Source organism: Stenotrophomonas indicatrix, from assembly GCF_002750975.1.
Taxonomy (GTDB): domain Bacteria; phylum Pseudomonadota; class Gammaproteobacteria; order Xanthomonadales; family Xanthomonadaceae; genus Stenotrophomonas; species Stenotrophomonas indicatrix.
This window is the reverse complement of the sequence record NZ_PEJS01000001.1, coordinates 3,198,849-3,225,404: the sequence shown is the minus strand read 5'-3', so window position 1 is coordinate 3,225,404 and position 26,556 is coordinate 3,198,849. Positions and strand designations below refer to the sequence as shown.

Annotated in this window: 19 protein-coding genes; 14 read left to right on the top strand and 5 right to left on the bottom strand. The window is 67.2% G+C overall.

The window, feature by feature from the left end; all coding sequences use genetic code 11:
- Positions 1–12: 12 nt before the first annotated feature.
- The 3 genes from CR918_RS14870 to CR918_RS14860 all read right to left on the bottom strand — a co-directional run bounded on the left by CR918_RS14870 (position 13) and on the right by CR918_RS14860 (position 2,919).
- Positions 13–813 (bottom strand): MBL fold metallo-hydrolase, encoded by an 801-nt coding sequence (locus CR918_RS14870; RefSeq protein ID WP_033831871.1) that lies wholly within the window; start codon positions 811–813, stop codon positions 13–15.
- 10 nt (positions 814–823) lie between these two features.
- The gene (locus CR918_RS14865; protein WP_032977182.1) at positions 824–1,642 is read right to left on the bottom strand and encodes a S1/P1 nuclease; all 819 of its coding nucleotides are present in this window, start codon (positions 1,640–1,642) and stop codon (positions 824–826) included.
- Between the two features lie 647 nt (positions 1,643–2,289).
- Positions 2,290–2,919 carry an OmpW/AlkL family protein gene (locus CR918_RS14860; RefSeq protein ID WP_025874251.1) on the bottom strand — a complete coding sequence of 210 codons (630 nt, stop codon included), beginning with the start codon at positions 2,917–2,919 and terminating at the stop codon, positions 2,290–2,292.
- 193 nt (positions 2,920–3,112) lie between these two features.
- Here CR918_RS14860 and gap point away from each other — a divergent pair, with 193 nt between their 5' ends.
- From gap to CR918_RS14820, 8 genes are all read left to right on the top strand, one after another.
- Positions 3,113–4,117, top strand: coding sequence for a type I glyceraldehyde-3-phosphate dehydrogenase (gap, locus tag CR918_RS14855; protein ID WP_025874252.1), 1,005 nt, complete (start codon positions 3,113–3,115; stop codon positions 4,115–4,117).
- A gap of 127 nt (positions 4,118–4,244) precedes the next feature.
- Entirely contained in the window at positions 4,245–6,929 is a 2,685-nt protein-coding gene (locus CR918_RS14850) for a DUF2339 domain-containing protein (RefSeq protein WP_099843485.1), read from the top strand.
- Positions 6,926–8,302 carry a DUF3999 domain-containing protein gene (locus CR918_RS14845; protein ID WP_025874254.1) on the top strand — a complete coding sequence of 459 codons (1,377 nt, stop codon included), beginning with the start codon at positions 6,926–6,928 and terminating at the stop codon, positions 8,300–8,302. The genes CR918_RS14850 and CR918_RS14845 overlap by 4 nt, the downstream gene beginning before the upstream one ends.
- Before the next feature lie 707 nt (positions 8,303–9,009).
- Positions 9,010–10,185, top strand: coding sequence for a phosphoglycerate kinase (locus tag CR918_RS14840; protein ID WP_099843483.1), 1,176 nt, complete (start codon positions 9,010–9,012; stop codon positions 10,183–10,185).
- Positions 10,182–10,850, top strand: a complete 669-nt coding sequence (locus CR918_RS14835) for an HAD hydrolase-like protein (protein ID WP_099843481.1) — start codon at positions 10,182–10,184, stop codon at positions 10,848–10,850. Before CR918_RS14840 ends, CR918_RS14835 begins: the two co-directional genes overlap by 4 nt.
- Positions 10,851–11,030: 180 nt before the next feature.
- Positions 11,031–12,497 carry a pyruvate kinase gene (pyk, locus tag CR918_RS14830; protein ID WP_032975201.1) on the top strand — a complete coding sequence of 489 codons (1,467 nt, stop codon included), beginning with the start codon at positions 11,031–11,033 and terminating at the stop codon, positions 12,495–12,497.
- A gap of 198 nt (positions 12,498–12,695) precedes the next feature.
- Positions 12,696–13,700, top strand: coding sequence for a class I fructose-bisphosphate aldolase (locus CR918_RS14825; RefSeq protein WP_025874258.1), 1,005 nt, complete (start codon positions 12,696–12,698; stop codon positions 13,698–13,700).
- Positions 13,701–13,835: 135 nt separating this feature from the next.
- Positions 13,836–14,939 (top strand): ABC transporter substrate-binding protein, encoded by a 1,104-nt coding sequence (locus CR918_RS14820; RefSeq protein WP_099785226.1) that lies wholly within the window; start codon positions 13,836–13,838, stop codon positions 14,937–14,939.
- Between the two features lie 72 nt (positions 14,940–15,011).
- Here CR918_RS14820 and CR918_RS14815 read toward each other — a convergent pair whose 3' ends face one another.
- Both CR918_RS14815 and cysK read right to left on the bottom strand, forming a co-directional pair.
- The gene (locus CR918_RS14815; RefSeq protein ID WP_099843479.1) at positions 15,012–15,608 is read right to left on the bottom strand and encodes an O-acetyl-ADP-ribose deacetylase; all 597 of its coding nucleotides are present in this window, start codon (positions 15,606–15,608) and stop codon (positions 15,012–15,014) included.
- A 322-nt stretch (positions 15,609–15,930) separates the two neighbouring features.
- Positions 15,931–16,890 carry a cysteine synthase A gene (cysK, locus tag CR918_RS14810; RefSeq protein ID WP_032975199.1) on the bottom strand — a complete coding sequence of 320 codons (960 nt, stop codon included), beginning with the start codon at positions 16,888–16,890 and terminating at the stop codon, positions 15,931–15,933.
- Between the two features lie 208 nt (positions 16,891–17,098).
- Between cysK and CR918_RS14805 the strand changes: the two genes are divergently transcribed.
- The 6 genes from CR918_RS14805 (at position 17,099) to CR918_RS14775 (ending at position 26,364) form a co-directional block, all read left to right on the top strand.
- Positions 17,099–18,082 (top strand): LysR family transcriptional regulator, encoded by a 984-nt coding sequence (locus CR918_RS14805; protein WP_025874261.1) that lies wholly within the window; start codon positions 17,099–17,101, stop codon positions 18,080–18,082.
- A 642-nt stretch (positions 18,083–18,724) separates the two neighbouring features.
- Positions 18,725–19,150 carry a DUF2946 family protein gene (locus CR918_RS14795; RefSeq protein WP_265350036.1) on the top strand — a complete coding sequence of 142 codons (426 nt, stop codon included), beginning with the start codon at positions 18,725–18,727 and terminating at the stop codon, positions 19,148–19,150.
- A 72-nt stretch (positions 19,151–19,222) separates the two neighbouring features.
- Positions 19,223–21,286: a TonB-dependent copper receptor gene (locus tag CR918_RS14790; RefSeq protein ID WP_099843477.1), complete on the top strand. Its 2,064-nt coding sequence runs from the start codon at positions 19,223–19,225 to the stop codon at positions 21,284–21,286.
- Between the two features lie 317 nt (positions 21,287–21,603).
- Positions 21,604–22,710: an efflux RND transporter periplasmic adaptor subunit gene (locus CR918_RS14785; protein WP_025874264.1), complete on the top strand. Its 1,107-nt coding sequence runs from the start codon at positions 21,604–21,606 to the stop codon at positions 22,708–22,710.
- A complete protein-coding gene (locus tag CR918_RS14780; RefSeq protein WP_025874265.1) occupies positions 22,707–25,832 on the top strand; it encodes an efflux RND transporter permease subunit in 3,126 nt (1,041 codons plus the stop codon). The genes CR918_RS14785 and CR918_RS14780 overlap by 4 nt, the downstream gene beginning before the upstream one ends.
- Entirely contained in the window at positions 25,825–26,364 is a 540-nt protein-coding gene (locus CR918_RS14775) for a GNAT family N-acetyltransferase (protein ID WP_025874266.1), read from the top strand. Before CR918_RS14780 ends, CR918_RS14775 begins: the two co-directional genes overlap by 8 nt.
- Positions 26,365–26,556 lie beyond the last annotated feature (192 nt).

Below are 26,556 nucleotides of genomic sequence, written 5' to 3'. Positions count from 1 at the left end.
ACCGTGCGGGCCCTACGCGCCGCCCTGGATGTTGGCCTTCACCGCTGGCTGCATCAGCTGCGGTTCTGCCAGGGTCGCATCACGCGCCTGACGCACGCTGACGAACTCCGCCTCGGCCACGCCTTCATGCACGTGGATATTGTGCGCGCGCTGTTCACCAATGGTGGTTTCGTTGGCGAAATCGCGTCCGCCCGGGCCGTAGTCGTGGCAGACGAATACGCGGGTGGCATCGGGCAGGGCCAGCAGGCGCTGGATCGAGCGGTACAGCTGCGCAGCATCGCCGCCGGGAAAATCGCAGCGTGCGGTGCCGCCATCGGGCATGAACAACGAATCGCCGGTGAACAGCGCATCGTCGATCAGATAGGCGATGCTGTCGCTGGTGTGGCCGGGTACGGCGATGATGCGCCCCTGCAGTTCACCCAGTGCGAAGGTCTCGCCATCAGCGAACAGGTGATCGAAGACGGCATGTTCCTCGGGCAGCTGCAGGCCATAGCGCGGTGCAAACGTGGCCTGCACCGCACGGATGCCTTCGCCGATGGCCAGCGTCGCATCCGGGAACCGTTGCTTGAGCCGACGTCCTGCCGACACGTGGTCGGCATGGGCGTGGGTTTCCAGCAGCCAGCGCACGTGCAGCTGCTGTTGCGCGATGGCATCGAGCATCGCGCGCACCGGCGATTCGCTGCTGGCGTCGGTATCCGGGTCGTAATCCAGTACCGGGTCGATCAGCGCGGCCTCGCTGCTGGCCGGGTCGCTGACCAGGTAGCTGAAGGTGTTGCTGTCACGGTGGAAGAACGATTGCACCTGGACCGACATCGGGCACTCCTCAGCGTGTGGCGAGCACGCGGTTCAGCAACTGCGCCAGGTTTTCACCGGCCAGTCGCAGCTGCGCTTCGGCCACCGGCCGGTAGCGCGTGGTGTAGTCGTCGCCGATCTTACGCGAGGCAGGGTAAACGCCAGGTTGCACCGAAATGCGGCAGCTGGCTTCAGCCCAGCTGACCGGATCGCGCTGCGGGTTGGACTGGCGTGCCAGCTTCGGCGCCGGCAGTGCGCGCAGCACCGGCAGGTAACCGGCATCGTCGACCTTGCGGGTATTGAGCATGCCGCTGTCCCACAGCGAGTGCAGGTTGGTACCGCGGTTGCCGAACTGCAGCTGGAAATCGTTGCCGCCCTTGTCGTGGCCGTAGCCGGCGTGCATCGGCTGGTGGATGTCACCGACCAGATGCACGACGAATTTCAGTGCCTGCAGGCGCTCGCCATCGGTCAGGCTGCGGTCGCCGAGGATCGCGCTCTGCGCCTTCAGCGCTTCGACGATGCAGTTGCCGCTCTTGCAGTGCTTCGGCGCCTCGTAGTGGCAGCCATCTTCGGCGATGTTGACGTAGTGCCAACCGGCCGAGCGACGGCCCAGGCCCGGGTCCTTGGCGCGCAGCTGGTCGGCCCAGGGCGCGATGCTGGCAAGGGTGGCGCCGGGTTCGGTGGCCAGCAGGCGGTCGACTTCAGCGCGCGTGGTCGGGTTGAGGCGGCTGTCGGCGACTTCGGCGACCAGGCGGTGGCCTTGCGCGCCCCAGGCATGGGCGGGTGCGGACAGGGTCAGCAGGGCCGGCGCGAGGGCGGCGGCGAGGAACAGGGAGTGCAGTGCTTTCATCCGCTCATTCTAGCCAGCGGGGGAGAAGGGTGGTTGATGGAAAGCGGCGCGTTCCTGTTCGCTGGGCAGGTGGCTGCAGGGGCAGGCGCTGCGAGACACGCAGCAAGTACGTCCCTGTAGGCTCGGCCGCGGCTTGCTCGTGTGCGCTGTCCTGCGCATACGGCAAGACCGGGGTTGGACATCCTGTCCAACCCGCCCGAGGCATGCCTTGGGCCCATGCCGCGGACGGTCCCGCAGCGCCTGCCCCTGCAGCCACCATCCAACATGGCCGCGTTGGCGGATGCAAACGACAAAAGCAGAATCACAGTCAAATGCAGGATCTCATCCTGCAGCCCGCAATCGCATGCAGCCGATGGCAACTGCGCAATGCGGTTGCCCGCTTCTGCTTGCGCTTGCGCGCGCGTGGAAAATGGAAGGGCGAGGCAGGGGAAGGGGACGGGACCGTTGGCGCCATGGATGGCGCCATCGAGCCCCCATGGATGGGTTTACGGCGTGTCCCGGCCCCTTCCCCTGCCTCGACCCACACCGGGACCTGGGCCCGTCGCGCCCAACAAAAAAGCCCCGGCACACACATACCGGGGCAACATGCTGCGAGGGTTTTGCCTGTAGCGGGGGAGCGGGGGCGCAGCCCCCGCCAATCAACCCCTTTAGAACTTGAAGACGTAGGACGCGCCGTAGACCAGCGGATCGATGTTGACCGTGCCGATCTTCTCGCCGTCCAGCTTCACCTTGCTGTCGATGTCGATCCAGCGCATGTCCACGCGCAGGGCGCCCTTCTCGCCAATCGCAAAGTCGATGCCTGCATGCGCGGCCAGGCCCCACGAATCCTGCAGCTTCAGCTTGCTGCCCGCCAGCGCACCGGTGGTGTCTTCGCTGAAGAAGGTCGTGTAGTTCAGGCCGGCGCCCACGAACGGCGACACCTTGCCCTTGCTGTTGAAGTGGTACTGCAGGGTGACCACCGGCGGCAGCTGCTTGGTGCTGCCCACGCGGCCCAGGCCGTTGATGTTGATGTCGTGCTTGAACGGCAGCGCCGCCAGCACTTCGATGCCCAGGTTGTCGGCGATGAAGTACTCACCGGTGATGGTCGGCTTGACGTCGTTGTCGACGTCGACCTTCAGGGTGCCGCCGGCCAGCCAGCCGTTGTTCGACTTCGGGGCGACCTGGTGCACGCCAGCGGAAAGGGTCCAGTCGCCCTTGGACTGGGCCATGGCCGGGGCAGCGGCCAACGACAGGGCGGCGGCCAGGCTGGCCACGATCAGGGGGGAGGTCTTGCGCATGGGGGTGATCTCGTTGCTGGGTGGATGTGGCCAGTCTCGGCCTCACGCCGCGCTAACGCTTTGATCCGGATCAAATCCTGTCCGGCCCCCGTCCCGGCGGCGGGCTTGGCCGGCGGTGGTCAAGGCCGGCCTGCTAGACTTGTGGGCCCTATCCACCCCGCCGCACCTGTCGCGGCTGCAGGAGCTTGAGAACATGGCAATCAAGGTTGGTATCAACGGTTTCGGTCGCATCGGGCGTAACGTCCTGCGCTCGGCGGTGCTGAACTTCGGCGACGACATCGAAATCGTGGCCATCAACGATCTGCTGGAGCCGGATTACCTGGCCTACATGCTCAAGTACGACTCCGTGCACGGCCGTTTCAAGGCCGACGTAGCCGTCGATGGCAAGGATCTGCTGGTCAACGGCAAGAAGATCCGCCTGACCCAGGAACGCGATCCGTCCAACCTGAAGTGGGACGAAGTCGGCGTTGACGTCGTGCTCGAAGCCACCGGCCTGTTCCTGGACAAGGTCAGTGCGCAGAAGCACATCGATGCCGGCGCCAAGAAGGTCATCCTGTCGGCACCGTCGAAGGACGACACGCCGATGTTCGTGTTCGGCGTGAACGACAAGACCTACGCTGGCCAGGCGATCATCTCCAACGCCTCGTGCACCACCAACTGCCTGGCGCCGCTGGCCAAGGTCATCAATGACAAGTGGGGCATCAAGCGCGGCCTGATGACCACCGTGCATGCGGCCACCGCCACGCAGAAGACCGTCGATGGCCCGTCCAACAAGGACTGGCGCGGCGGCCGCGGCATCCTGGAGAACATCATTCCGTCCTCCACCGGTGCCGCCAAGGCCGTCGGCGTGGTCATCCCGGAACTGAACAAGAAACTGACCGGCATGAGCTTCCGCGTGCCGACCTCGGACGTGTCGGTGGTCGACCTGACGGTCGAGCTGGAAAAGGAAGCCACCTATGCCGAGATCTGCGCCGAAGTGAAGGCACAGAGCGAAGGCGCGCTGAAGGGCATCCTGGGCTACACCGAAGACAAGGTGGTGGCCACCGATTTCCGCGGTGAAACCCACACCTCGGTGTTCGACGCAGACGCCGGCATCGCGCTGGACGGCACCTTCGTCAAGCTCGTGTCGTGGTACGACAACGAGTGGGGCTATTCCAACAAGTGCCTGGAAATGGCCAAGGTCGTCGCAGCCAAGTAAGGCCTGCGAAGATCGTCGCGCGAACCCCGGCCTGGCCGGGGTTCGTCGTTTAAGGGGCCCGGCCTGACGTAGCATGGGCCCGTCGACCGCCGCCATCGTGGCGCGGGATCGCATTGGAAGGCGAGGAATGGAAGCACTCTTGGTCCTGGCAGTACTGGTCCTGCTGGCGATACCGCTGCTGCTGGTGGTGGCGCTGGTGATGATTGCCGGCCTGCGCCGGCGGGTCGCCGCGCTGGAGGCCGCACAGAGCGTGCAGGTCGCGCCCACTTCGGCAGAGACGCTTGGCCGTGCGCCCACGGCAGTGGCCGCGCCGCCGCGCGCGCCTGCGGCATCGCGCGAACCCGGCAGCGAGCCCTCGTTCCTGCGGCCCACGGCGGCCACGGCCCCGCCGCCGGTTGCCGCCCGCGAGGACCTGCCGCCACCGGTCCAACCCGCGCGTCCGTCGCCGCCACCGCCGTTGCCACCTGAGCCCACATTGCCGCCCTTGCCAGCGGAACCGGCCCTGCCGAACCTGGTCGAGCGCGCGATCGGTGCGGTCAAACACTGGTTCACCCAAGGCAATGTGCCGGTGAAGATCGGCATGCTGGTGCTGTTGGCCGGCGTTGCTGCGCTGCTCAAGTACGTCAGCGACCAGGGCTGGCTGGTGGTGCCGGTCGAGCTGCGGCTGGCGGGCATCACCGTCGGTGCGCTGGGCCTGCTGGCCTTCGGCTGGCACCAGCGCGAGCGCCGGCGGATGTTCGCGCTGGCCCTGCAGGGGGGCGCCATCGGCGTACTGCTGCTGACCATCTTCGCTGCCTTCAAGCGTTTCGATCTGCTCGCGCCCGGCTTCGCTTTTGCCAGCTCGATCGCGCTGGTGGCGGGGCTGTGCGTGCTGGCGGTCGTGCAGAACTCGAGGACGTTGGCAGTGCTGGGCATCCTGGCCGGCTTCATGGCGCCGCTGTGGCTGTCCACCGGCAGTGGCAACCACGTCGGGCTGTTCAGCTACTACGCCGTGCTCAACGCGGGCATTTTCGCCATTGCCTGGTACCGCCCGTGGCGTGTGCTGAACCTGCTGGGTTTCGCGTTCACCTTCGGCATCGGCACCTTCTGGGGCGTGCTGCAGTACGACGCGGCCAAGTTCGCCAGTACCGAACCGTTCCTGCTGCTGTTCTTCGTCTTCTATCTGCTGATTCCGTTGTTGTATGCGCGCCGGCAGCCGGCCGGGCGTCGCGATCTGGTCGACGGCAGCCTGGTGTTCGGCACGCCGCTGATCGCCTTCTCGTTGCAGGCCGGCATGCTGCACGAACAACCGATGAAGCTGGCCCTGTGCGCGCTGGGCCTGGCAGCGATCTATGCGCTGCTGGCACGGGCCCTGATCGCACGCGCGTCGTACACGGTGCTGGCGCAGTCGCATGCGGTACTGGCCGTGGGCTTTGCGACGCTGGCGGTGCCGCTGGCATTGTCGGCGCGGGCCACCGGTGCGGTGTTCGCGCTGGAAGGTGCCGGCCTGGCGTGGCTGGGGTTGCGCCAGAAGCGCTGGTTGCCGCAGGTGACCGGTGCGCTGCTGCAGCTCGCCGCCGCATTCGCATTCGTGGTGGGCGCCGACCATTGGCACCAGGACCAGCGTTTCCTGCTCAACCCGACCGCGATCGGCGCACTGCTGCTGGCCGTGGCGGGTTTCGCGGCGGCGTGGAGCTATCAGCGCAGGCAGCGCCATGACATCGCCCTGGCGTACTACCTGTGGGGCCTGCTGTGGTGGTTGGGCGGTTTGGTGCATGAAATCGGCCGCTTCTTCCAGCATTCGGCGCAGGCCGACGCGGTGTTGGTGCTGGCCGCCGTCACCGCCTGGCTGACCTCGGAGGTGCAGCGCCGCATGCCGGCACGTGCGCTGGGCGTGACCGCGTTGGCGATGCTGGCCGCCGGCTTCCCGCTGGCCCTGCTGCAGAGCGATGCCCACCAGCAGCCGTTTGCCGGCTACGGCGCATTGGCATGGGCAGTGTTCGCCGTGCTCGGCGTGCGCAGCCTGCTGTGCCTGCGCCAGGGCAGCGGCGGCGTGGCCCGTATCGCGCAGTTCCTGTGGTGGCTGCTGTGGCCGTCGCTGCTTTCGCTGCTGGCCCTGTGGGGCGGCGGCGACGCGCGCCTGGCGCAGGGCTGGACGGCATTGCTGGTCACGTTGCCGTGGCTGCTGCTGGCGGCGCTGTCGCTGTGGCGCTGGAACGTGCTGCGCTGGCCGCTGGGTGCTGCGTTTGACCCGGTGCGCCTGCCGCTGCAGTGTGTGATTTTCGCGCTGCTGGCGCTGGCCTGGTTGTTCGGCCTGACCCTGGCGGGCGACGCCACGCCGTTGCCGTGGTTGCCGCTGCTCAATCCTGCCGAGCTTGCACAGTGGGTCAGCCTGCTGCTGATCGCGCGCTGGCTGTATGACCCGCAGGGACCGGCGCAGCTGCAGCGGTTGCGTGTGCCGGTGCTGGCCGTGGCCGGTTTCATCGCGTTGACCAGCACCGTGCTGCACGGCGTGCATCATTGGGGCGGTGTGGTCTGGGATCCGACGATGGCCCGCTTCAGCCTGGCCCAGACCAGCCTGACCGTGTTGTGGAGCGTACTGGGCGTGATCGCCTGGGTGTGGGGCTCGCGTCGCGGCCAGCGTGTACTGTGGATGGTCGGTGCCGTGTTGATGGCCGTGGTGCTGGCCAAGCTGGTGCTGATCGACCGCCAGCATCTGGGCAACCTGCTGGGAATCGCATCGTTCATCGCCTACGGCCTGCTGTGCACCGTGGTGGGCTATCTGGCGCCCGCGCCGCCGAGCGCGCCGCCAACCGTGGAGGAAAACCAATGAGGAAGTGGAGCCGAGCGTTGCTGCCGGTCTTGTTCGGCGTGGCCGGTGCGGTTGCCGCGCAGGCCACGGACTACCGCGCGCAGTACGCCGAACAGTGGCCGCTGAGCCTGTCCAGCGCGCAGTCCGGTGCCTATCGCGTGGTGCTGGAGCCGGCGATCTACCGCCGCGCAGGCGCCGCTGATCTCGGCGATCTGCAGGTGTTCAACGCTGCCGGCCAGGCATTGCCATCGGCGCTGCTGGCGCCGGACCAGCCGTTGGCGCAGCCGCCGGTGCAGCGCGAACTGCCGTGGTTCGCGCTGCCACCGCTGGCCGAGGCCCAGCGCAACGACCTGCAGCTGCTGACCGAGCGCGATACCGACGGCCGTGTGCGCCGGGTCGAGGCCAGGCTTGGTGGTGGTGCGGTGGCGAACGGGCAGGGCGGCTGGTTGATCGATGCCAGCGTGCTCGGCCAGCAGCCGCTGGCAGCGCTGGTGCTGGACTGGGCCGAAAGTGGCCAGCCGCTGCAGGCGCAGGTACAGCTTGACGCCAGCGATGATCTGCAGCGCTGGCAGTCGATCGCCCGTGATGTCCCCTTGGTGGACCTGCAGCGTGCGGGCAAGCGCCTGCTGCAGCGACGCCTGCAGGTCGACAGCAATGTGCGCTACCTGCGGATCCTGCCGCAGGGCGAGGCGCGCCTGCCGGAGCTGCGCAGTGTATTGGCCGAACTGCCGCCGGCACCGGCAACGGTGCCCTGGGAGTGGCTGTCGCTGACACCGACCGCGCAGGGCAAGGGGGAATTCACCTTTGAACTGGATGGTCGATTCCCGGTGACCCGCGCCGACGTGGCCAGCACCGACAACAGCCTGGTGCAGTGGACCCTGTTCAGCCGCGACGACGAAAGCGCCGAATGGCAGCGCCGCAGCGCGCCCTGGATCGCCTATCAGCTGCAGCAGGGGGCACCGGGCCAGCGCCAGCAATCGGCGGCCCAGCCGTTGGGCGGCATGTACCGCGACCGTTACTGGAAGCTGGTCGCGAGCCCGGTGGAGACCACCAGCGCCCCGACCCTGCGCTTGGGCTATCAACCGGAGGTGATGGTGTTCCTCAGCCAGGGCGCAGCGCCCTACGCGCTGGCCGTGGGCAGTACGACCGCGCGCCGCGCGGAGGCGCCGATCACGGTGCTGATCGAGGAACTGCGGCAGCGCAATGATCCGTCGTGGCAGCCGACGCTGGCACGCTTGGAGGGCAGTCCGGAGACGCTCGCCGGTGACGCAGCGCTGAAGCCGCAGCACGATTGGAAGGCGTGGTTGCTGTGGGCGTTGCTGGGGCTGGGCGTGCTGGTTGTGGGTGGACTGGCGTTGAGCCTGCTGAAGCAGAAGCCGTCGCCTTCGGCGTAGTTTGCAGCGAACGGCGCAGCCCCTCGTGGGTGGCCGGTCGTTGAGAGCAGAAGCCGTGGTTTGGCCGGGCGGGTGGGCTGTGCAGGGGACGCCGCAAGTACGTCCTTGTAGGCTTGGCAGCCGCATCCATGCGGCTGACACCCCTGCCCAGCCCACCCGCCCGGCCTCTGACAATTTCCGTGTGCGTCCACCCACGGAAGAGAAAAAAGAAGAGCAGGAGCCAAAGCGGGTCGCTTCGCTCCACGGCCATCGGGGTCGGAGCCGTTTTCCGCAGGAAAACGGCTCCGACCCCTTCTTTCTTCATCCGACCCCAGAAACCGCCTTTGCTTTTGCCTTTGCCGTCCGCTCCGCCTCATGAACCTGTCGAGGCCGGGGTGGTGTGGGGTCGCGGGGGCGTAAGCGCCATGGATGGCGCGCCCGAGCCTCCAGGGGTGAGGGCGCTTTGATTGCGAAGCACTGCTTCGCAAGCGCCCGAACGCACAGCCGCCAGCGGCTGGGCCGGTCTGGGGATTCACGGCGTCCGCCGCGGGCCCACACCGCCCCGGCCCACCCACAGCACAACGAAGCGCCAGTGCTTCGGCCGTTGCCGTTGCTGTTGCCGTTGCTTCGAAGCCTGCCGCAGGCAGCGGCGCGGCCGCCAGCCGCACCCGATACAATGACCGTCTGCCGCACGCCGGCATCCCATCTCCAGAGCCAAAGAGTTGCCCATGTCCATCGTCCGCATGACCGACCTCGACCTCTCCGGCAAGCGCGTGCTGATCCGCCAGGATCTGAACGTGCCGATCGAGAATGGCCGCATCACCTCCGAACAGCGCATCACCGCTTCCCTGCCGACGCTCAAGCGCGCGCTGGAGCAGGGCGCGGCGGTGATGGTCACCTCGCACCTGGGCCGCCCCAAGGAAGGCGTGTGGAGCGAAGCCGATTCGCTGGCGCCGGTGGCCGAGCGCCTGTCGGTGCTGCTGGGCCGCGAAGTACCGCTGGTGCGTGACTGGGTCGACGGCGTCGACGTGCAGCCGGGCCAGCTGGTGCTGCTGGAAAACTGCCGCATGAACGTTGGCGAAGGCAAGGACGATGAAGCCCTGTCGAAGAAGTACGCCGCTCTCTGCGATGTGTTCGTGATGGATGCGTTCGGTACCGCGCACCGTGCGCAGGCGTCCACCCATGGCGTGATCCGTTTCGCCCCGGTCGCTGCTGGTGGCCCGCTGCTGATGGCCGAGCTGGATGCGCTGGCCAAGGCCCTGGATGCGCCGGCCAAGCCGCTGCTGGCCATCGTCGCCGGCAGCAAGGTCAGCACCAAGCTGGAACTGCTGGCCAACCTGGTCGGCAAGGTCGACCAGCTGATCGTCGGTGGTGGCATCGCCAACACCTTCATCGCGGCGGCCGGCTACAAGGTCGGCAAGTCGCTGTACGAGCCGGACCTGCTGGATACCGCCCGGAAGATCGTGGCCGACGCCAAGGCGCGGGGTGCGGACATCCCGCTGCCGATGGACGTGGTCACCGCCAAGCAGTTCCTGCCCGACGCGGCTGCCGAAGTGAAGGCCGTCGATGCGGTGGCCGAAGATGACCTGATCCTGGATATCGGCCCGCAGACGGCCGCGCAGTACGCACAGCTGATCGCCAAGGCCGGCACCGTGGTCTGGAACGGCCCGGTCGGCGTGTTCGAGTTCGAAGCCTTCAGCAAGGGCACCGAAGCGCTGGCCCGCGCCATCGCCAGCTCGCCGGCGTTCTCCATCGCCGGTGGTGGCGATACCCTGGCCGCGGTCGACAAGTTCGATATCGCCCAGCAGGTCAGCTACATCTCCACCGGTGGCGGCGCGTTCCTGGAATTCCTGGAAGGCAAGACGCTGCCGGCAGTGGCTGCCCTGGCCGCGCGCGGCGCATGAGCGTCGATCCGCGGGTGGACGGAGAAGAGCGTGCAACGCTCTTCTTCGACATGGACGGCACGCTGATCGATTCGGAAGTGGGCATCACCACCTGCATCGCCTATGCGCTGCAGAAGATGGATTACCCGGTGCCGCCGCAGGAAACGCTGCTGGGCTGGATCGGCCCATCGCTGCGCACCACGTTCGCGCCGTTGTTCGGTGAGCCCGAGCGGGTGGAGCAGGCCGTGGCCTTCTATCGCGAGCGTTTCGACGTGGAAGGCTGGCGCGAGCATACGATCTACCCGGACATCGAAGCGGTGGTACGCGCGCTGCACGCACGCGGCCATCGTCTTGCGGTGGTCACCGCCAAGAACGAGCCGCATGCCCGCCGCATCGTCGAGCATCTGCCGTTCGGTGGCCTGTTCGAGGACGTGATCGGTTCAACCCCGGATGGCTCGCGCAGCAGCAAGCCGCAGCTGGTGGGCGAGGCGCTGCATCGCCTGCAGCTGGCGCCGGAACGCTGCTGGATGATCGGCGACCGCCGCATGGACATCGAGGGCGCCCGTCACCACGGGCTGCGCAGTGTGGGCGTGCTGTGGGGCTTTGGTGGCGAGCAGGAGCTGACCGAGGCCGGTGCCGGGCAGCTGGCCCGTGATCCGGCGCAGCTGCTGGCCTTGCTCGCCTGAGTTGGACGATGCCGCGCGCCGGGCCTTGCCCGGCGGCGTTTCGGCTGCCATCGACCAGCGTATGTCCGGAACATGTCCATGCGATGTCCGCAGAGTCAGGCAGCACAAGGCTGTAACCGTATACATGGGACGTGAAGGATGTGCTAATTTCCGTCCTTTAACGGGAGAGGCCCATCCATCATGTTCGAGCGTCAGCGTCGCACCAAGATCCTTGCCACCCTCGGTCCGGCTACCGATCCGCCGGGCGTGCTGGAGGATCTGTTCCGCGCCGGCGTCAACGTGGTGCGCCTCAACTTCAGCCACGGTGACCCGTCCGGCCAGGCCAAGCGTGCCGCCGATGTGCGCGCCGCCGCGCAGCGCGTGGGTGTGGAAGTGGGCATCCTGGCAGACCTGCCGGGCCCGAAGATCCGCATCGAGCGCTTCGCCGAGGGCAAGGTGCATCTCAAGGCCGGTGACCGCTTCGACCTGATCGCCAGCACCGATGCCGGCCCCGGCGATGCCACCCAGGTGGGCGTGAGCTACCTCGGCCTGCCGCAGGACGTGACCGCCGGTGACGTGCTGCTGCTCGACGATGGCCTGATGCAGCTGCAGGTGGTGGAAGTGCAGGGCGAGCGCATCATCAACACCGTGCTCAACGACGGTCCGTTGTCCGATCGCAAGGGCCTGAACAAGCAGGGCGGTGGCCTGTCGCTGGGCGCGCTGACCGAGCGCGACAAGGAACTGATCGGCATCGTCGCCAAGATCGGCGTGGATTTCATCGCCGTATCGTTCTGCCGCAATGCGCAGGACATGAACGATGCGCGCGAGATCGCCGAATCGCACGGCTGCTACGCCGCGCTGGTGTCCAAGATCGAGCGCACCGAGGCCATCGAGAACCTGGAAGAGATCGTCGACGCCAGTGACGTGGTGATGGTGGCGCGTGGCGACCTGGGCGTGGAAATCGGCGATGCCGAACTGCCGGGCCTGCAAAAGAAGATCATCAAGGCCTCGCTGGCGCAGAACAAGGTGGTGATCACCGCTACCCAGATGCTGCAGTCGATGGTCGAAAGCCCGATCCCGACCCGTGCCGAAGTGCTGGACGTGGCCAACTCGGTCATCGACGGTACCGATGCGGTGATGCTGTCGGCCGAAACCGCCGCCGGTGCGTATCCGGTCAAGGCGGTCGAAGCGATGGCGCGCATCTGCCTGGGCGCCGAGCGCCAGTTCCAGACCGAGACCGACTTCGGCGCTTCGCCGCGCAACCTGGAACGTGCCGACCAGGCCATTGCCATGGCCACCATGTTCCTGTCCCAGCACGTGGGCGTGCGCGCGATCGTGGCGATGACCGAATCCGGTGGCACCGCGCGCTACCTGTCGCGATTCCGTGCCTCGGCACCGGTGTTCGCGGTCACCCGCCACGACGGCGCCCGCCGGCAGATGGCGCTGATGCGCGATGTGTTCCCGATCAACTTCGACAGCCGGGGCTTCACCCCGCGCGAAGCCGCACGCGGCAGCATCCGCCTGCTGGTGGAGGGCGGCATGCTGCAGGCCGGCGACCGTGTGGTGTTCACCAGCGGTGAGCACATGGAAACCCACGGCGCGACCAATACCCTGCGCCTGCTGGAAGTGGGCGAAGACGGCCGCGCCAGCGGTCTGGGCGACCTGTAAGAGGTGGCCACATCGGGGCGGAGCCGCGGGCGCGGATCCGACCCGGGGTCAGATCCCCGAAAGGGGCTCTGACCCGATCCGGCAGGACATTTCCTGTCCCGTACAGACAGTGGAACCGGTTCCATCCGAGCCTCCACGTCGGGGCAACGGATAGCGGGGCTATACTTACGTTTTTCCCGCACCCGCCACAGGAAGTACATGAGCATCGAACAGCTGGCTGAAACCGCCCAGGCCATGGTTGCCCCGGGCAAGGGCATCATCGCGATCGACGAATCCACCGGTACCATCGCCAAGCGCTTTGCCAGCGTCGGCATCGAGAACACCGAAGAGAACCGTCGCGCCTACCGCGAACTGCTGCTGACCACGCCGAAGCTCAACGAGCACATTTCCGGCGCCATCCTGTACGACGAGACCATCCGCCAGTCGACCAAGGACGGCGTGCCGTTCGCCAAGTACATGTCCGACCACGGCATGATCCCGGGCATCAAGGTGGACAAGGGTGCGCACCCGCTGGCCGGCTGCCCGGGCGAGCTGGTCACCGAGGGCCTGGACGGCCTGCGTGAGCGCCTGCAGGAGTACTACAAGCTGGGCGCGCGCTTCGCCAAGTGGCGTGCGGTCATCAACATCGGCGAGAGCATTCCGTCGGGCACCTGCATCGAGTCCAACGCGCATGCGCTGGCCCGCTACGCCGCGCTGTGCCAGGAATGCGGCCTGGTGCCGATGGTCGAGCCGGAAGTGATCATGGACGGCGAGCACGACATCGAGACCTGCTACGAAGTCACCGAAGCCACCCTGCGTTCGCTGTTCGACGCGCTGTACCAGCAGAACGTGCTGCTGGAAGGCACCATCCTGAAGGCTTCGATGGTCATCTCCGGCAAGGGCTGCGACGAGCAGGCCGATGTCGAGGAAGTGGCCGAGTCGACCGTGATGTGCCTGAAGAGCACCGTGCCGGCGATCCTGCCGGGCGTGGTGTTCCTGTCCGGTGGCCAGAGCGACGAGCAGTCCACCGCCCACCTCAACGCCATGAACCAGATGGGCAACCTGCCGTGGCCGCTGAGCTTCTCTTATGGCCGTGCCATGCAGCAGGCGGCACTGAAGCTGTGGGCCAAGGACATGAAGGGCAACTACGCCGCAGCACAGAAGACCGTCTACGAGCGCGCCAAGGAAAACGGCCAGGCCGCGCTGGGCAAGTGGAACGGCTGATCCGCCGTTGCGCAGCATGAACTGAACAAGGCAGCGCCGGCATCACGCCGGCGTTTGCTTTTGCCGGTATCGTTGCCGCCTCCCGCACGCCAGGCCAGTGCGTGGGGCATACATGGAAGGCCAAGGAGAAAAAACATGCGTATCACCGCAATCACGCTGGCCGTTGCCACGGTGCTGGCTGTCGGCGGCTGCAACCGGATGGGCGGCAGCACGGACGTGGGCAAGGCCCCCTCGCTGGAGTTCGACAAGCCGGTCTCCGGCGAAATCACCTCGCGCAGCGGCGTCAATTTCAATGATGGCAGCCACCATCAGCTGTACCAGCTGAAGCTGGAAGACAAGCAACTGGCCGGCATCACGTTGACCGGTGCGCTGCGCGGCTCGATCGCCGTGTTCAACAATGGCGTGCTGGTGGCCAGCAGCAACTCGGGCTACGAGCGCGGCAACGACGTCTCGCTGGCGTTCCGCGCCAACGGCACTGGCAGCTACCAGGTGGCCATCAATGCCGACGGCCCCTCCGCCTTCGGTCCGTACCGCCTGCGCGCCGAGAAACTGGTGCCGTATGACGGCAAGCCGATGGTGGCCGAAGGTGAGATCGCCGACCTGCTGGTCTCCAAGTCGCAGGATTACACCCTGCAGGTGGACAAGGCGGGCATGTACGAAATCCGCCTGGAATCGAAGGCGTTCGATACCGTGCTGAAGCTGGATGGCAACGGCGTCCAGTCGGAGAACGACGATGGCGGTGATGACACCAATTCGCGCATTGGCATGCCGCTGGAACCGGGCAAGTACACCCTGCGCGTGCGCAGCCTGGATGAAGACAGTACCGGCGCTTTCAAACTGACGGCCAAGCGCACCGAGCTGCCGGCCAACATGGTCATGCGTGATGGCACCTCCCTGCCGAACAACGGCAGTGTCTTCGCCATGCTCGATGGCGAAGGCCGCCGCCGCTTCCTGCTGAGCCTGCCGCGTGCGGCCGATGTGCGCCTGGACGCCATTTCCAGCCAGGTGGATACGGTACTGCGCGTGGTCGGCGGCGACGTGGAGCTGGTCAATGACGATGGTGGCAACGGCACCAACGCACGCGTGGAAGAATCGCTGCCGGCCGGCCACTACACCGTGGACGTGTCCAGCCTCAGCGATGAAGCGGGCATGGTGGAAGTACGCGTGCAGATCGACGGCGCCGCTTCGGCCGCGGCTGCTGCGGCGACCGCCGATGCCGCCGTTGAAGCGACGGACTGACGCCGCTGCAACGGATGCAAACGAAAAGGCCGGGCAATGCCCGGCCTTTTTTTTCCCACGTCCGGCGTTGTTTCAATGCGCCGGCACGAAGCCGGTATCGCCCAAGGGCGACAGCAGCGAACCGCGCCCGCTGTCGGCGACCTGGCCTGCGGCCGACAGGGCCTGCTGGTAGGCCTTGGCAGTCGCTGTGTTGAACGCCACCAGCACGATCCGCATCGGCTGGGCGTGGCTGCGCTGCCAGGCGAGTGTTTCGGTGACCGCGATCTGTGCGGCCTGATACAGCGGATAGCCATACACACCGCAGCTGATGGCCGGGAACGCGATCGACTGCAGGTTCAGTGATTCGGCCAGCTGCAGCGACTTCCAGTAGCAGTTCGCCAGCAATGCCGGTTCGTCGCGCTGGCCGTCGTGCCAGACCGGGCCGACCGTATGCAGTATGTGCCGTGCCGGAAGCGCATAGGCATCGGTTGCGCGCACCTCACCGGTCGGGCAGCGCACACCGGGGCGCAGCTCCGGCAGACGCTCGCACTCGGCCAACAGGCCAGGGCCGGCCGCACGATGGATGGCGCCGTCGACACCGCCGCCACCGAGCAGTGATTCATTGGCCGCGTTGACGATCGCATCCACCGCCAGGGCCGTGATGTCGCCCTGCCACACTTCGATCTTCATGCGTCCGTCTCCTGCCTGTAGTTGTTGCGCGCCGTGCCCATGCTGGCTGTACCCGCATCTTGCGGGACAGGGCATCGATGCTGCGTCATGACCGTCTCACGCACTGCGATCCGCCCGGTTCATGCACGATGGCCGGCATCGCCTTCACGCAGGCTGAAGCGAGCGCCGCACGCGGGCGAAACGAAAGTTTTCGGGGTGAATCTCTTATGATTTCTGGGGAAAGCTGTCCGCTTCCGTCGGCAATACCCAGACAGGATCACCCAAATAGCAAACGCCCACCGCGAGGGTGGGCGTCATCCTGCTGTCATCGACAACGCAGCGATCAGGGCAGACCGGCCAACCAGTCGTCGTCCGAACCTTCATTGACGTCGGCGAACAGCGGCGTGGAGAAATAGCGTTCACCGGTGTCCGGCAACATCGCCAGGATCACCGCGCCCGGTTCGGCGCGATCTGCCACGTCCAGTGCGCTGGCAACCGTGGCACCGGCGGAGATGCCGACGAAGATGCCTTCCTCCGCCGCCAGCCGGCGGGCGGTGGCGATCGCGCGGTCATCTTCCACCGTCACCAGCTCGTCCACCACATTGCGGTTGAGCACATCGGGCACGAAGTCCGGGGTCCAGCCCTGGATCTTGTGCGGCTTCCAGTCATCGCCCTTCAACAAGGCGGCGCCGGCCGGCTCGGTGGCGATGATGCGGGTGTCCGGGCGGGCGACCTTCAGTACTTCGCCGACGCCGGTCAAGGTGCCGCCGGTTCCCCAGCCACTCACGAAGTAGTCCAGCCGCTTGCCGGCGAAATCACGCAGGATCTCCGCGGCGGTGGTGTTGCGGTGGTAGGCCGGGTTGGCCGGGTTGGCGAACTGGCTGGCCAGGAACCAACCGTGTTCCTCGGCCAGCTCGCGCGCCCTGCGCACCATGCCGCTGCCGCGCTCGGCGGCCGGGGTCAGGATGACCTTCGCGCCGTAGGCCCGCATCAGCTTGCGGCGTTCCACCGAGAAGGTCTCGACCATGGTCGCCACGAACTTGTAGCCGCGTGCGGCCGCCACCATCGCCAGGGCGACGCCGGTGTTGCCCGAGGTGGCTTCGACGATGGTGTCGCCCGGCTTGAGCAGGCCACGCTGTTCGGCATCGAGGATGATCGCCAGCGCCAGGCGATCCTTCACCGAGCCGCCCGGATTGAAGGACTCGACCTTGGCGTACAGGGTCACGCCCTGCGGCGCCAGTCGTTGCAGCTTGACGATGGGGGTGTTGCCGATGGTGTCGAGGATGGAGTCGTACAGGGCCATGGGAGCGCTCCAGGAACAGGCCGCGCCGGGCTCGGCGGGCGGAAAGGAAGTGGGCTGGCTGTTCAGGCCAGCGGCTGCCGGCTGACCGTAGCGCCGGCATATGACGCCCGGAAATGACCAGATACCTTTCTTAAACAACCTTTGGTTATAAGCTGGTGACGGCAATTGACCCTAGAGTGGACCTCCGCCCCCACATCGCCCGCCTGCCATGACGCTGACCCAGCTGCGCTACCTGGTTGCCATCGCCGACGCCGAGCTGAACATCACGCTCGCCGCCTCGCGCGTGCATGCCACCCAGCCTGGGCTGTCCAAGCAGCTCAAGCAGCTGGAGGACGAACTGGGCTTCCTGCTGTTCGTACGCAAGGGGCGCAGCCTGGAGTCGGTCACCCCGGCTGGCACCGAAGTGATCAGCCGCGCCCGCGCGGTGCTGTCCGAGGCCAACAACATCCGCACCTACGCGGCCAACCAGCGTCGCGAGAGCCAGGGCCAGCTGATCCTGACCACCACCCACACCCAGGCGCGTTTCGTGCTGCCGCCGGCGGTGGCGCGCATCAAGCAGGCCTATCCCCAGGTCAGCGTGCACCTGCAGCAGGCCGGTGAGGCCGATGCGCTGGACCGGCTGAACCAGGGCGATGCCGATATCGCGATCATCAGTACCGCCGGCAGTGAACCCAGCGATGGCATCGCCGTGCCGCTGTTCCGCTGGCGGCGGCTGGTGGTGGTGCCCAAGGGCCATCCGCTGGACCGCGCCGGGCGCGCACCGGACCTGGCGGCATTGTCACGCCAGCCGTTGATCAGCTACGAATCCTCGACCCGGCCCAACTCCTCGTTGCAGCGCGCCTTTGCCGCGCAGAGCCTGGTACCCGATCTGGCGCTGACGGCGCTGGATGCGGACCTGATCAAGACTTATGTGCGTACGGGTCTGGGGGTAGGTCTGCTGGCCGAGATGGCGATCAGCGCCAACGACGAGGATCTGCGGGTATGGCCAGCGCCGGCGCCGATCACCGAGTGCGTCGCCTGGGCGGTGCTGCCGCGCGACCGGGTGCTGCGCGACTACGCGCTGGAGCTGGTGCATGTGCTGGCCCCGCAGATCGATCCGCGCGACCTGCGGCGGGTGCTGGATGGCAACCAGGCCGCGTCCTGGCCGGTGCCGCCGACCTGGGAGTCGCTGACGCAGACGATCACGGTCTGAGGGGTGGTCGAGCAGGGCTGCGCCCTGCACCTGCTACGACATTCAAGCAACAACAACGGCAACAGCAACGGCAACGGCAACAGCAACGGCAACGGCAACAGCAACGGCAACAGCAACAGCAACGGCAACAGTGGGCATTCCGTGGGATGGCGGGGCGGTGTGGGTAGGCAGGACACGCCGTAAACCCATCCATGGGGGCTCGATGGCGCCATCCATGGCGCCAACGGTCCTGCCTACCCACACCGCCCCGCCTCTGACAGATTCCGGCGGCTGTTGGTAGGTGTCGACCTTGGTCGACACGGTAGATCCACGCCATGCGTGGATGAATCTCTTTCAGATATCGAAATCAATCTGAGCCCAAGAGCCATTCCAACAGATCGCGGAAATCTGTCGAAGGCGGGGTGGGTCCGGTTGCGGGGGTGTCCGCGGCATGGATGCCGCGGCCAAGCCTCCATGGACGGATTCACGGCGTCCCCCGCAACCGGACTCACTCCATCATCCTCCAGAAAGCCCGCTTCTGCTGTTGCTGTTGCTGTTGCTCCAGCTAGTAGCGGGTGCAGGGCGCAGCCCTGCCGATAAACCCCCTCCTGCGACGGTTCGTCGCACGGTGCCTTCTGGAGGCACCTCTACACTAGCGCGGTGATCCGTACCGGCTGCCTGCGTCGAACCCTGCTCCAGCTCGCCTTCATCGCGACGCTGTTGATGGTGCTTGCGCCGCTGGTCAGCCGTGCGCTGCAGCAGCCGATGGACCATGCGGCGATGGTGGGCATGGACCACGCGGCCATGGGCCATGACATGCACGAGATGGCCATGGCCGGGCACGATCAGCGCGGTGCCGTGCCGGCCGCACCCAGCCGGCCGGCCGATCCGCACGCCATGCACGGGGAGGCCTGCGAGTACTGCGTGCTGGCCATGCGCCTGCTGCCGTGGCTGGCCGTGCTGGTGCTTCTGCTGCCCTTGCTGTGGCGGCCGAAGCCGATGTTCCCATGGTCGCAGCCGCGACTGCCGCTGCTGCATTGGCCGGCACATGCCGCGCGTGGCCCGCCGCTGATCTCCACCGTCCGCTGATTTCCCTATCGAATCCGCCGCATGAGGCCTGCAAGGGCGTCGTGCGCGCGTGCGTACCTTGGAGCTGTTTCCATGAAAATGACTTTCCCCGCTGCGGGTGCCCGTGCGCGCCTGCCGTTTGCGCTTGGCGCTGCCCTGGCCGCCCCCTTCGCCCATGCCGCGCCCGCTGAAGAAGCGCGGACGCTGGATACGCTGGTGGTCACCGCCGCCGCGCCGTCCTCGCCGCTGCATTGGGTGACCGATCCGCGCCTGCCGCGGCAGCCGGTACCGGCCAGCGATGGCGCCGATTACCTGAAGACCGTTCCCGGCTTCTCCGCCATCCGCAACGGCGGCACCAACGGCGACCCGGTGCTGCGTGGCATGTTCGGTTCGCGCCTGAACATCCTCAGCAACGATGGCAATCTGATTGGCGCGTGTCCCTCGCGCATGGACAACCCGCTGTCCTACATATCGCCGGAGAGCTTTGTCCGGCTGACCATCATCAAGGGCCCGCAGAGCGTGCGCTGGGGCGCGGGTGCCTCTGCGGGCACCGTGCGTTTCGAGCGTGATACCCCGCGTTTCGATGCGCCCGGGCTGCGTGCCGATGCCAGTGCGCTGGTCGGCTCACGCAACCGCAACGACCAGGTGCTGGACCTGACCCTGGGCAATCCAACGGGCTACGTGCGTGCCAGCGGCAATCGCTCCGAAGCCGATGACTACAAGGACGGCAACGGCGATGTGGTTCCGTCGAAATGGCGCAAGTGGAATGGCGACGTAGCGGTGGGTTGGACGCCTGACGCCGATACCCTGTTGGAGGTCTCCGCCGGTGCCGGCGATGCGATCGCGCGCTACGCGGGGCGCGGCATGGATGGTGCCGCGTTCGAACGCACCAGTTACGCCGCACGCTTCGAGAAGCGCAATCTGCCCGGGGCGTGGGACACGCTGCAGGCGAACGTGTACTACAACGAAGCCGACCACGTGATGGACAACTACACGCTGCGTACGCCGAACCCACAAAGCATGATGCCGATGCCGATGGCGTCGAACGTGGATCGCCGCACGCAGGGCGGGCGCATCAGCGCCGAATGGCGCTGGCAGGACGTGCAGCTGGTGGCCGGCGTCGACGGCGAAGACAGCCGGCATCGCGGCCGCATGGGCATGGGGCGCGATACCTACAAGCAGGCGGACTGGAACACCGACGCCGATTTCCGCCGCTACGGTGCATTCACCGAACTGACCCTTGGCGTGGACACCGGGCAGCGTTGGATCGGCGGGCTGCGCATCGATCGTGCCAGCGTGCGCGATGAGCGTGCCGACATCGGCGGCATGATGATGGCCATGCCCAATCCCACCGCCGGCCAGCGCCGCAGGGAATGGCTGGGCAGTGGTTTCCTGCGCTACGAACAGGACCTTGCCTACGGCCTGACCTGGTATGCCGGGCTGGGCCACAGCCAGCGCATGCCCGACTACTGGGAACTGTTCTCGCCCGATCAGGGGCCGGCAGGTGCGGTGAACGCGTTCGCTGGCATCCAGCCCGAGCGCACCACCCAGCTCGACGTCGGCCTGCAATACAAGGGCCCGCGCGTGCAGGCCTGGGTCTCGGCCTATGCGGGTCAGATCCAGGACTACATCCTGTTCACCTATCGCGGCAGCGGCATGATGGGCATGAGCCAGGCTGACAATGTGCAGGCGCGCATCGCCGGTGCCGAGGCCGGCCTGCAGCTGCGGCTGGACGAGCAATGGAAGCTGGGGGGCACCCTGGCCTATGCCTGGGGCGAAAACCGCGATCAGCATCGCCCGTTGCCGCAGATGCCGCCGCTGGAAGCACGCTTGAGCGCTGACTGGGAAGGCCAGCGCTGGAGTGCCGGTGCGCTGGTGCGCGCGGTCACCCATCAGCATCGGGTCGCGGACGGGCAGGGCAACGTGGTCGCGCAGGACCTCGGGCCGAGCAGCGGCTTTGCCACGCTGGCGCTCAACGCGGCCTATCGTTTCAGTTCGCAGCTGCAGCTCAGCGCCGGTGTCGACAACCTGTTCGACCGTGCCTACAGCGAGCATCTGAACCTGGCCGGCAGCGCCGACTTCGGCTTCCCCGCTGACCCGGTGCGCATCAACGAGCCCGGCCGCAGCCTGTGGATGAAGGTGAACTACCGGTATTGATCCGCCGGGCATGGCCCGGCGCTACCGGTGCGCCGCGCACAGAAGGCCTGCGTCCAAAGAAAACGGGGTCGGATCCCCGCCAGGTTCCGACCCCGCCCGGCGCCCTCGGCCAGGCCCCTCGACTGTACGACGGCATCGCCCCTGGCGGGATGGCCTGATACATCCCGACATACGCCGACACTGCGTCGGTGCCCCCTGCATGGAATGGGCACACGGCGCTATCGCAGCCCCGGTTCCACGCCGGTAAACGCTTGGCACATACCGCTTTTGCGGGGCCTTGCCTACACTCGGCGGCCGTGTACCACTCAGGACGCTTCATGTTGGCTCGTATCGCTTCGACCCTGGCCCTTGGCCTCAGCCTGGCCGTGCTGGCCGGGTGCGCAGGCAAACAGGAGGCCGCCGCGCGTCGGCAGGGCGAAGCCGTGCCGGTCACCGCGCAGGTCGTGCAGGCGGTGCAGTGGAACGACACGCTGCAGGCGCTGGGTACGGCCAAGGCGCGCGAGTCGATCAGCGTGACCGCCAAGGTGAGCGAGATCGTCGAGCGCGTGCACTTTGAAAGTGGCCAGCAGGTCGCCGCCGGTGCGCCCCTCGTGACACTGCGCGGGCAGGCCCAGGAGGCCGCATTGGTGCAGGCGCAGGCAACCTTCCGCGAAGCCGACCAGCTGTACAAGCGCCAGCGCGAACTGGCGGCACAGCGGTTGGTATCCAGTGCGACCCTGGACACGCAGAAGTCGATCCGCGACGCCGCCGAAGCGCGGGTGGCACAGATGCAGTCGGACATCGGCGACCGTCGCGTGCGCGCGCCGTTCGCCGGCGTCCTCGGCATCCGCCAGATCAGCCCGGGCACGCTGCTGACGCCGACCACGGTGATCGCCACCCTCGACGACGTCGAGCGCATGCACGTCGATTTCCAGGTGCCGGAAGTGGAACTGGCGTCGCTGACCACCGGCGACAAGGTGCAGGCCACCAGCGTGGCCTGGCCGGGCCGCACCTTCGAGGGCGAGGTCAGCACCATCGATGCACGCATCGACCCGGCCACCCGTGCGGTGACCGTGCGTGCCGACTTCGCCAATGGCGACCATGCGCTGCGGCCGGGCATGCTGCTCGACGTGCGCCTGTTCCATCCTGATCGACCGGCCCTGGTGGTGCCGGAAATCGCGGTGGTGCAGGTCGGTCGCGACAGCTTCATGTACCGCATCAAGGCCGATGACACCGTCGAACGCGTGGACGTGGTCACCGGTGCACGCCGCGCCGGCGTGGTCGAGATCAAGCAGGGCCTGCAGGCAGGCCAGCGCATCGTGGTGGACGGCACCGGCAAGCTGCGGGCGGGCCTGAAGGTGGCAGCCTCCGACGCCGCGCCCGCCAGCGGTGCGCAGCCGGCGACGGTTGAAGCACCTGCAGCCGCCGAGGGTCACGGCGGATGAAGCTGTCCGACATCTCCATCCAGCGGCCGGTGTTTGCCGTGGTGATGAGCCTGTTGCTGCTGGTGCTGGGCGTGATGTCCTTCACCCGGTTGACGCTGCGCGAACTGCCGGCCATCGATCCGCCGATCGTTTCGGTCTCGGTGGATTACACCGGCGCCTCGGCAGCGGTCATCGAGAGCCGCATCACCCAGGTGCTGGAAGACGCGCTGGCGGGCATCGAAGGCATCGATACGATCAACGCGCGCAGCACCAACGGCCGCTCGCAGGTCAGCATCGAATTCACCTCCAACCGTGATATCGAAGCGGCGGCCAACGACGTGCGCGACGCGGTCAGCCGCGTGGCCGACCGCATGCCCGAGGAGGCACGGCCACCGGAGATCGCCAAGGTCGAGAGCGATGCCGACCCGATCATCTGGTTCAACATGGTCTCCTCGACCATGGATACGCTGGAACTGAGCGACTACGCCGACCGCTACGTGGTCGACCGCTTCTCCAGCCTCGATGGCGTGGCCCAGGTCCGCATCGGTGGCCGCCAGCGCTATGCGATGCGCATCTGGCTGGACCGCGACCAGCTGGCCGCACGTGGGCTGACCACCGGCGATGTGGAAACCGCGCTGCGCAACGAGAACGTGGAACTGCCGGCCGGCCGCATCGAATCCACCGACCGCGATTTCACCCTGCGCGTGGAGCGCAACTACATCAAGCCGGAAGACTTCGCGACCATCCCGCTGGGCAAGGGCAGTGATGGCTATGTGGTGCGCATGGGCGATGTGGCGAAGATCGAGCTGGCCTCGGCCGAGCGTCGCGCCTACTACCGCAGCAACGGCGAACCCGGCATCGGCCTGGGCATCGTCAAGACCTCCACTGCCAATTCGCTGGATGTGGCGCGCACCGCGCGCGCCGAGGCCGAACGTGTCGCGCTGACCCTGCCCAAGGGCACGCAGATCTTCGTTGCCTTCGACAACACCACCTTCATCGAGGCTGCCGTCGACCGCGTGTACGCCACCCTGGTGGAGGCGATGATCCTGGTGCTGGCGGTGATCTGGCTGTTCCTCGGCAGCTTCCGCGCGGCGTTGATTCCTGCGGTCACCGTGCCGGTATGCCTGGTGGCGGCATTCATCGCGCTGTACGCGTTCGATTTCTCGATCAACCTGCTGACCCTGCTCGCGCTGGTGCTGTGCATCGGCCTGGTGGTGGATGACGCGATCGTGGTGGTGGAAAACGTGCAGCGCCGCATCGACCTGGGCGAACCGCCGCTGGTGGCGTCCAAGCGGGGTACCGCGCAGGTGGCGTTCGCGGTGATCGCCACCACCGCCGTGCTGGTGGCGGTATTCCTGCCGGTCGGCTTCCTGGAAGGCAATACCGGGCGCCTGTTCCGTGAACTGGCGGTAGCCCTGGCCGCCGCTGTCGCGCTGTCGGCGTTCGTCGCGCTGACGCTGACGCCGATGATGGCCTCCAAGCTGCTCAAGCCGCATACCGGGCAGGCACCGCGCGGGCTGCACGGCTTCATCAACCGCAATCTGGAACGCCTGGCCGGCGCCTACGGCCGTGTGCTCGACCATCATGTCGATCGCACGTGGATCTACCTGCTGGTGATGGCCGCTGCGTTGGCGGCCAGCTGGCTGCTGATCAAAGTGCTGCCTTCGGAACTGGCCCCGGCCGAAGACCGTGGTTCGTTCCAGATCATGATCGACGGCCCGGAAGGCGCCGGCTACGACTACACCGTGCAGCAGGTGCAGCAGGTCGAAGCGCTGCTGGCACCGCACGTGGGCGCGGACAAGCCGATCGTGCGCGCCAACCCGCGCGTACCCGGCGGCTTCGGCGCCAGCGAGGAAATGCACACTGGCCGCGTCAGCGTGTTCCTGCAGCCGTGGCGTCAGCGCAGCGAAGGCACGCCGGAAGTCGCCAACGAACTGCAGAAGGAACTGGACACCATCCGTGGCGTGCGCGTACGTACCCAGGTCGGTGGTGGCCTGGTGCGCAGTGGCGGGCAGCCGTTCCAGATCGTGCTGGGCGGCCCGGAGTACGCTGAGATCGCACAGTGGCGCGACCGCATCCTGCTGCGCATGGCCGACAACCCCGGCCTGGTCGGCCCGGACTCGGACTACAAGGAAACCCGTCCGCAGATGCGGGTGAACATCGACCGCCAGCGTGCCGCCGACCTCGGCGTGCCTGTCACCGCGATTGGTTCGGCGCTGGAAACGATGATGGGCTCGCGCCGCGTCACCACCTTCGTCGACAACGGCGAGGAGTACGACGTGCTGGTGCAGGCGGGCCGTGATGGCCGCGCCAGCCCCGCCGATCTGGCCGCGATCCGCGTGCGTGCGACCTCCGGCGAGCTGGTGCCGTTGTCCAACCTGGTCACGCTGAGCGAAGTGGCCGAGGCCGGAACCCTGAACCGCTTCAACCGCCTGCGCTCGATCACCATCAGTGCCGGCCTGGCACCGGGTTATCCGCTGGGCGAGGCCATCGCCTGGGCCCAGCAGGTGACCGGCGAAGAGCTGCCGCAGTACGCGCAGGTGAACTGGAAGGGCGAATCGCGCGAGTACCAGAGTGCGGGCGGCGCGGTGCTGCTGACCTTCGCCATGGCCCTGCTGGTGGTGTACCTGGTGCTGGCCGCGCAGTTCGAGAGCTTCATCCACCCGTTGACGATCATGCTGACCGTGCCGCTGGGCGTGCTCGGCGCGCTGGTTGGCCTGTGGCTGAGTGGCGGCACGGTGAACCTGTTCAGCCAGATCGGCATCGTCATGCTGGTCGGCCTGGCGGCCAAGAACGGCATCCTGATCGTCGAATTCGCCAACCAGCTGCGCGACGATGGCCGCAGCGTGCGCGAAGCGATCATCGAATCGGCGATGGTGCGCCTGCGTCCGATCCTGATGACTTCGATCGCCACCGTGGTCGGCGCCATCCCGCTGGTGGTGGCCGGTGGCCCGGGCTCGGCCAGCCGTGGCACCATCGGCATCGTGATCATCTTCGGCGTCACCCTGTCCACCTTCCTGTCGCTGTTCGTGGTGCCGGCGTTCTACGCGCGGCTGGCCCCGTACACCCGCTCGCCGGAGGCGGTGAAGCGCGAGCTGGAGAAGCAGGAGGCCGACTCGCCGTCGGTGGGTGGTCATGCCTGAGCCGGCGCGGATCCTGCACGGCGCAGGCTTCCTGCTGCGCCCTTGGCGCAGTGATGACCTGCAGTCGCTGTTGCATCACGCCAACGACGCGGACGTCTCGCGTGGGCTGCGTGACCGCTTCCCGTATCCGTACACCCGCGAGGATGGCGAAGCCTTCCTGGGCGGGCGCGTACTGGCCCCAGGCACGCTGAACCTGGCCATCGAGATAGAGGGCCAGGCCTGTGGCAGCGTTGGCGCCCAGCAGGGCGTGGCCGAGCGCGGGCATACCGCGGAACTGGGCTACTGGCTCGGCCAGGCCCACTGGGGCCAGGGCCTGATGACCGCTGTGGTCGGCCTGTTCGCGCCCTGGGTGATGGATGAGCTTGGCCTGTTCAGGCTGCAGGCCACGGTGGTCGACTTCAACCTGGGCTCGGCCCGGGTACTGGAAAAGAACGGTTTCCAGGAGGAGGGCGTGGAGCGCTGCGCCGTCTACAAGCGCGGCGTCCTGCATGACCTGCGCCGCTTCGCCCGGGTACGCAGGCAGCTTCCGTAACAGGCCGCCAGGCACGGCCCGGCGCTACCGTGGGGGGCACGGTCATTGCCGGTCGACGGGCATGGCCCGGCGCTACCCGTGGTGCGGCCGGCATACCCGGTAGCGCCGGGCCATGCCCGGCGGAGAACACGCCCCCACATCCGGCGCTATCGCAGCGACCTTCGATCAGGGAGAATCGACCGGTCCCTTCCA

Excerpts from the sequence above, each read along its gene's own strand:
- CR918_RS14815 (WP_099843479.1), bottom strand. The coding sequence starts at position 15,608 with ATGAAGATCGAAGTGTGGCAGGGCGACATCACGGCCCTGGCGGTGGAT.
- CR918_RS14860 (WP_025874251.1), bottom strand. The coding sequence starts at position 2,919 with ATGCGCAAGACCTCCCCCCTGATCGTGGCCAGCCTGGCCGCCGCCCTG.
- CR918_RS14775 (WP_025874266.1), top strand. The coding sequence starts at position 25,825 with ATGCCTGAGCCGGCGCGGATCCTGCACGGCGCAGGCTTCCTGCTGCGC.
- CR918_RS14790 (WP_099843477.1), top strand. The coding sequence starts at position 19,223 with ATGAAAATGACTTTCCCCGCTGCGGGTGCCCGTGCGCGCCTGCCGTTT.
- CR918_RS14840 (WP_099843483.1), top strand. The coding sequence starts at position 9,010 with ATGTCCATCGTCCGCATGACCGACCTCGACCTCTCCGGCAAGCGCGTG.
- CR918_RS14780 (WP_025874265.1), top strand. The coding sequence starts at position 22,707 with ATGAAGCTGTCCGACATCTCCATCCAGCGGCCGGTGTTTGCCGTGGTG.
- CR918_RS14870 (WP_033831871.1), bottom strand. The coding sequence starts at position 813 with ATGTCGGTCCAGGTGCAATCGTTCTTCCACCGTGACAGCAACACCTTC.
- CR918_RS14825 (WP_025874258.1), top strand. The coding sequence starts at position 12,696 with ATGAGCATCGAACAGCTGGCTGAAACCGCCCAGGCCATGGTTGCCCCG.
- CR918_RS14845 (WP_025874254.1), top strand. The coding sequence starts at position 6,926 with ATGAGGAAGTGGAGCCGAGCGTTGCTGCCGGTCTTGTTCGGCGTGGCC.
- cysK (WP_032975199.1), bottom strand. The coding sequence starts at position 16,890 with ATGGCCCTGTACGACTCCATCCTCGACACCATCGGCAACACCCCCATC.
- CR918_RS14850 (WP_099843485.1), top strand. The coding sequence starts at position 4,245 with ATGGAAGCACTCTTGGTCCTGGCAGTACTGGTCCTGCTGGCGATACCG.
- CR918_RS14785 (WP_025874264.1), top strand. The coding sequence starts at position 21,604 with ATGTTGGCTCGTATCGCTTCGACCCTGGCCCTTGGCCTCAGCCTGGCC.
- CR918_RS14805 (WP_025874261.1), top strand. The coding sequence starts at position 17,099 with ATGACGCTGACCCAGCTGCGCTACCTGGTTGCCATCGCCGACGCCGAG.
- gap (WP_025874252.1), top strand. The coding sequence starts at position 3,113 with ATGGCAATCAAGGTTGGTATCAACGGTTTCGGTCGCATCGGGCGTAAC.
- CR918_RS14865 (WP_032977182.1), bottom strand. The coding sequence starts at position 1,642 with ATGAAAGCACTGCACTCCCTGTTCCTCGCCGCCGCCCTCGCGCCGGCC.
- pyk (WP_032975201.1), top strand. The coding sequence starts at position 11,031 with ATGTTCGAGCGTCAGCGTCGCACCAAGATCCTTGCCACCCTCGGTCCG.
- CR918_RS14820 (WP_099785226.1), top strand. The coding sequence starts at position 13,836 with ATGCGTATCACCGCAATCACGCTGGCCGTTGCCACGGTGCTGGCTGTC.
- CR918_RS14835 (WP_099843481.1), top strand. The coding sequence starts at position 10,182 with ATGAGCGTCGATCCGCGGGTGGACGGAGAAGAGCGTGCAACGCTCTTC.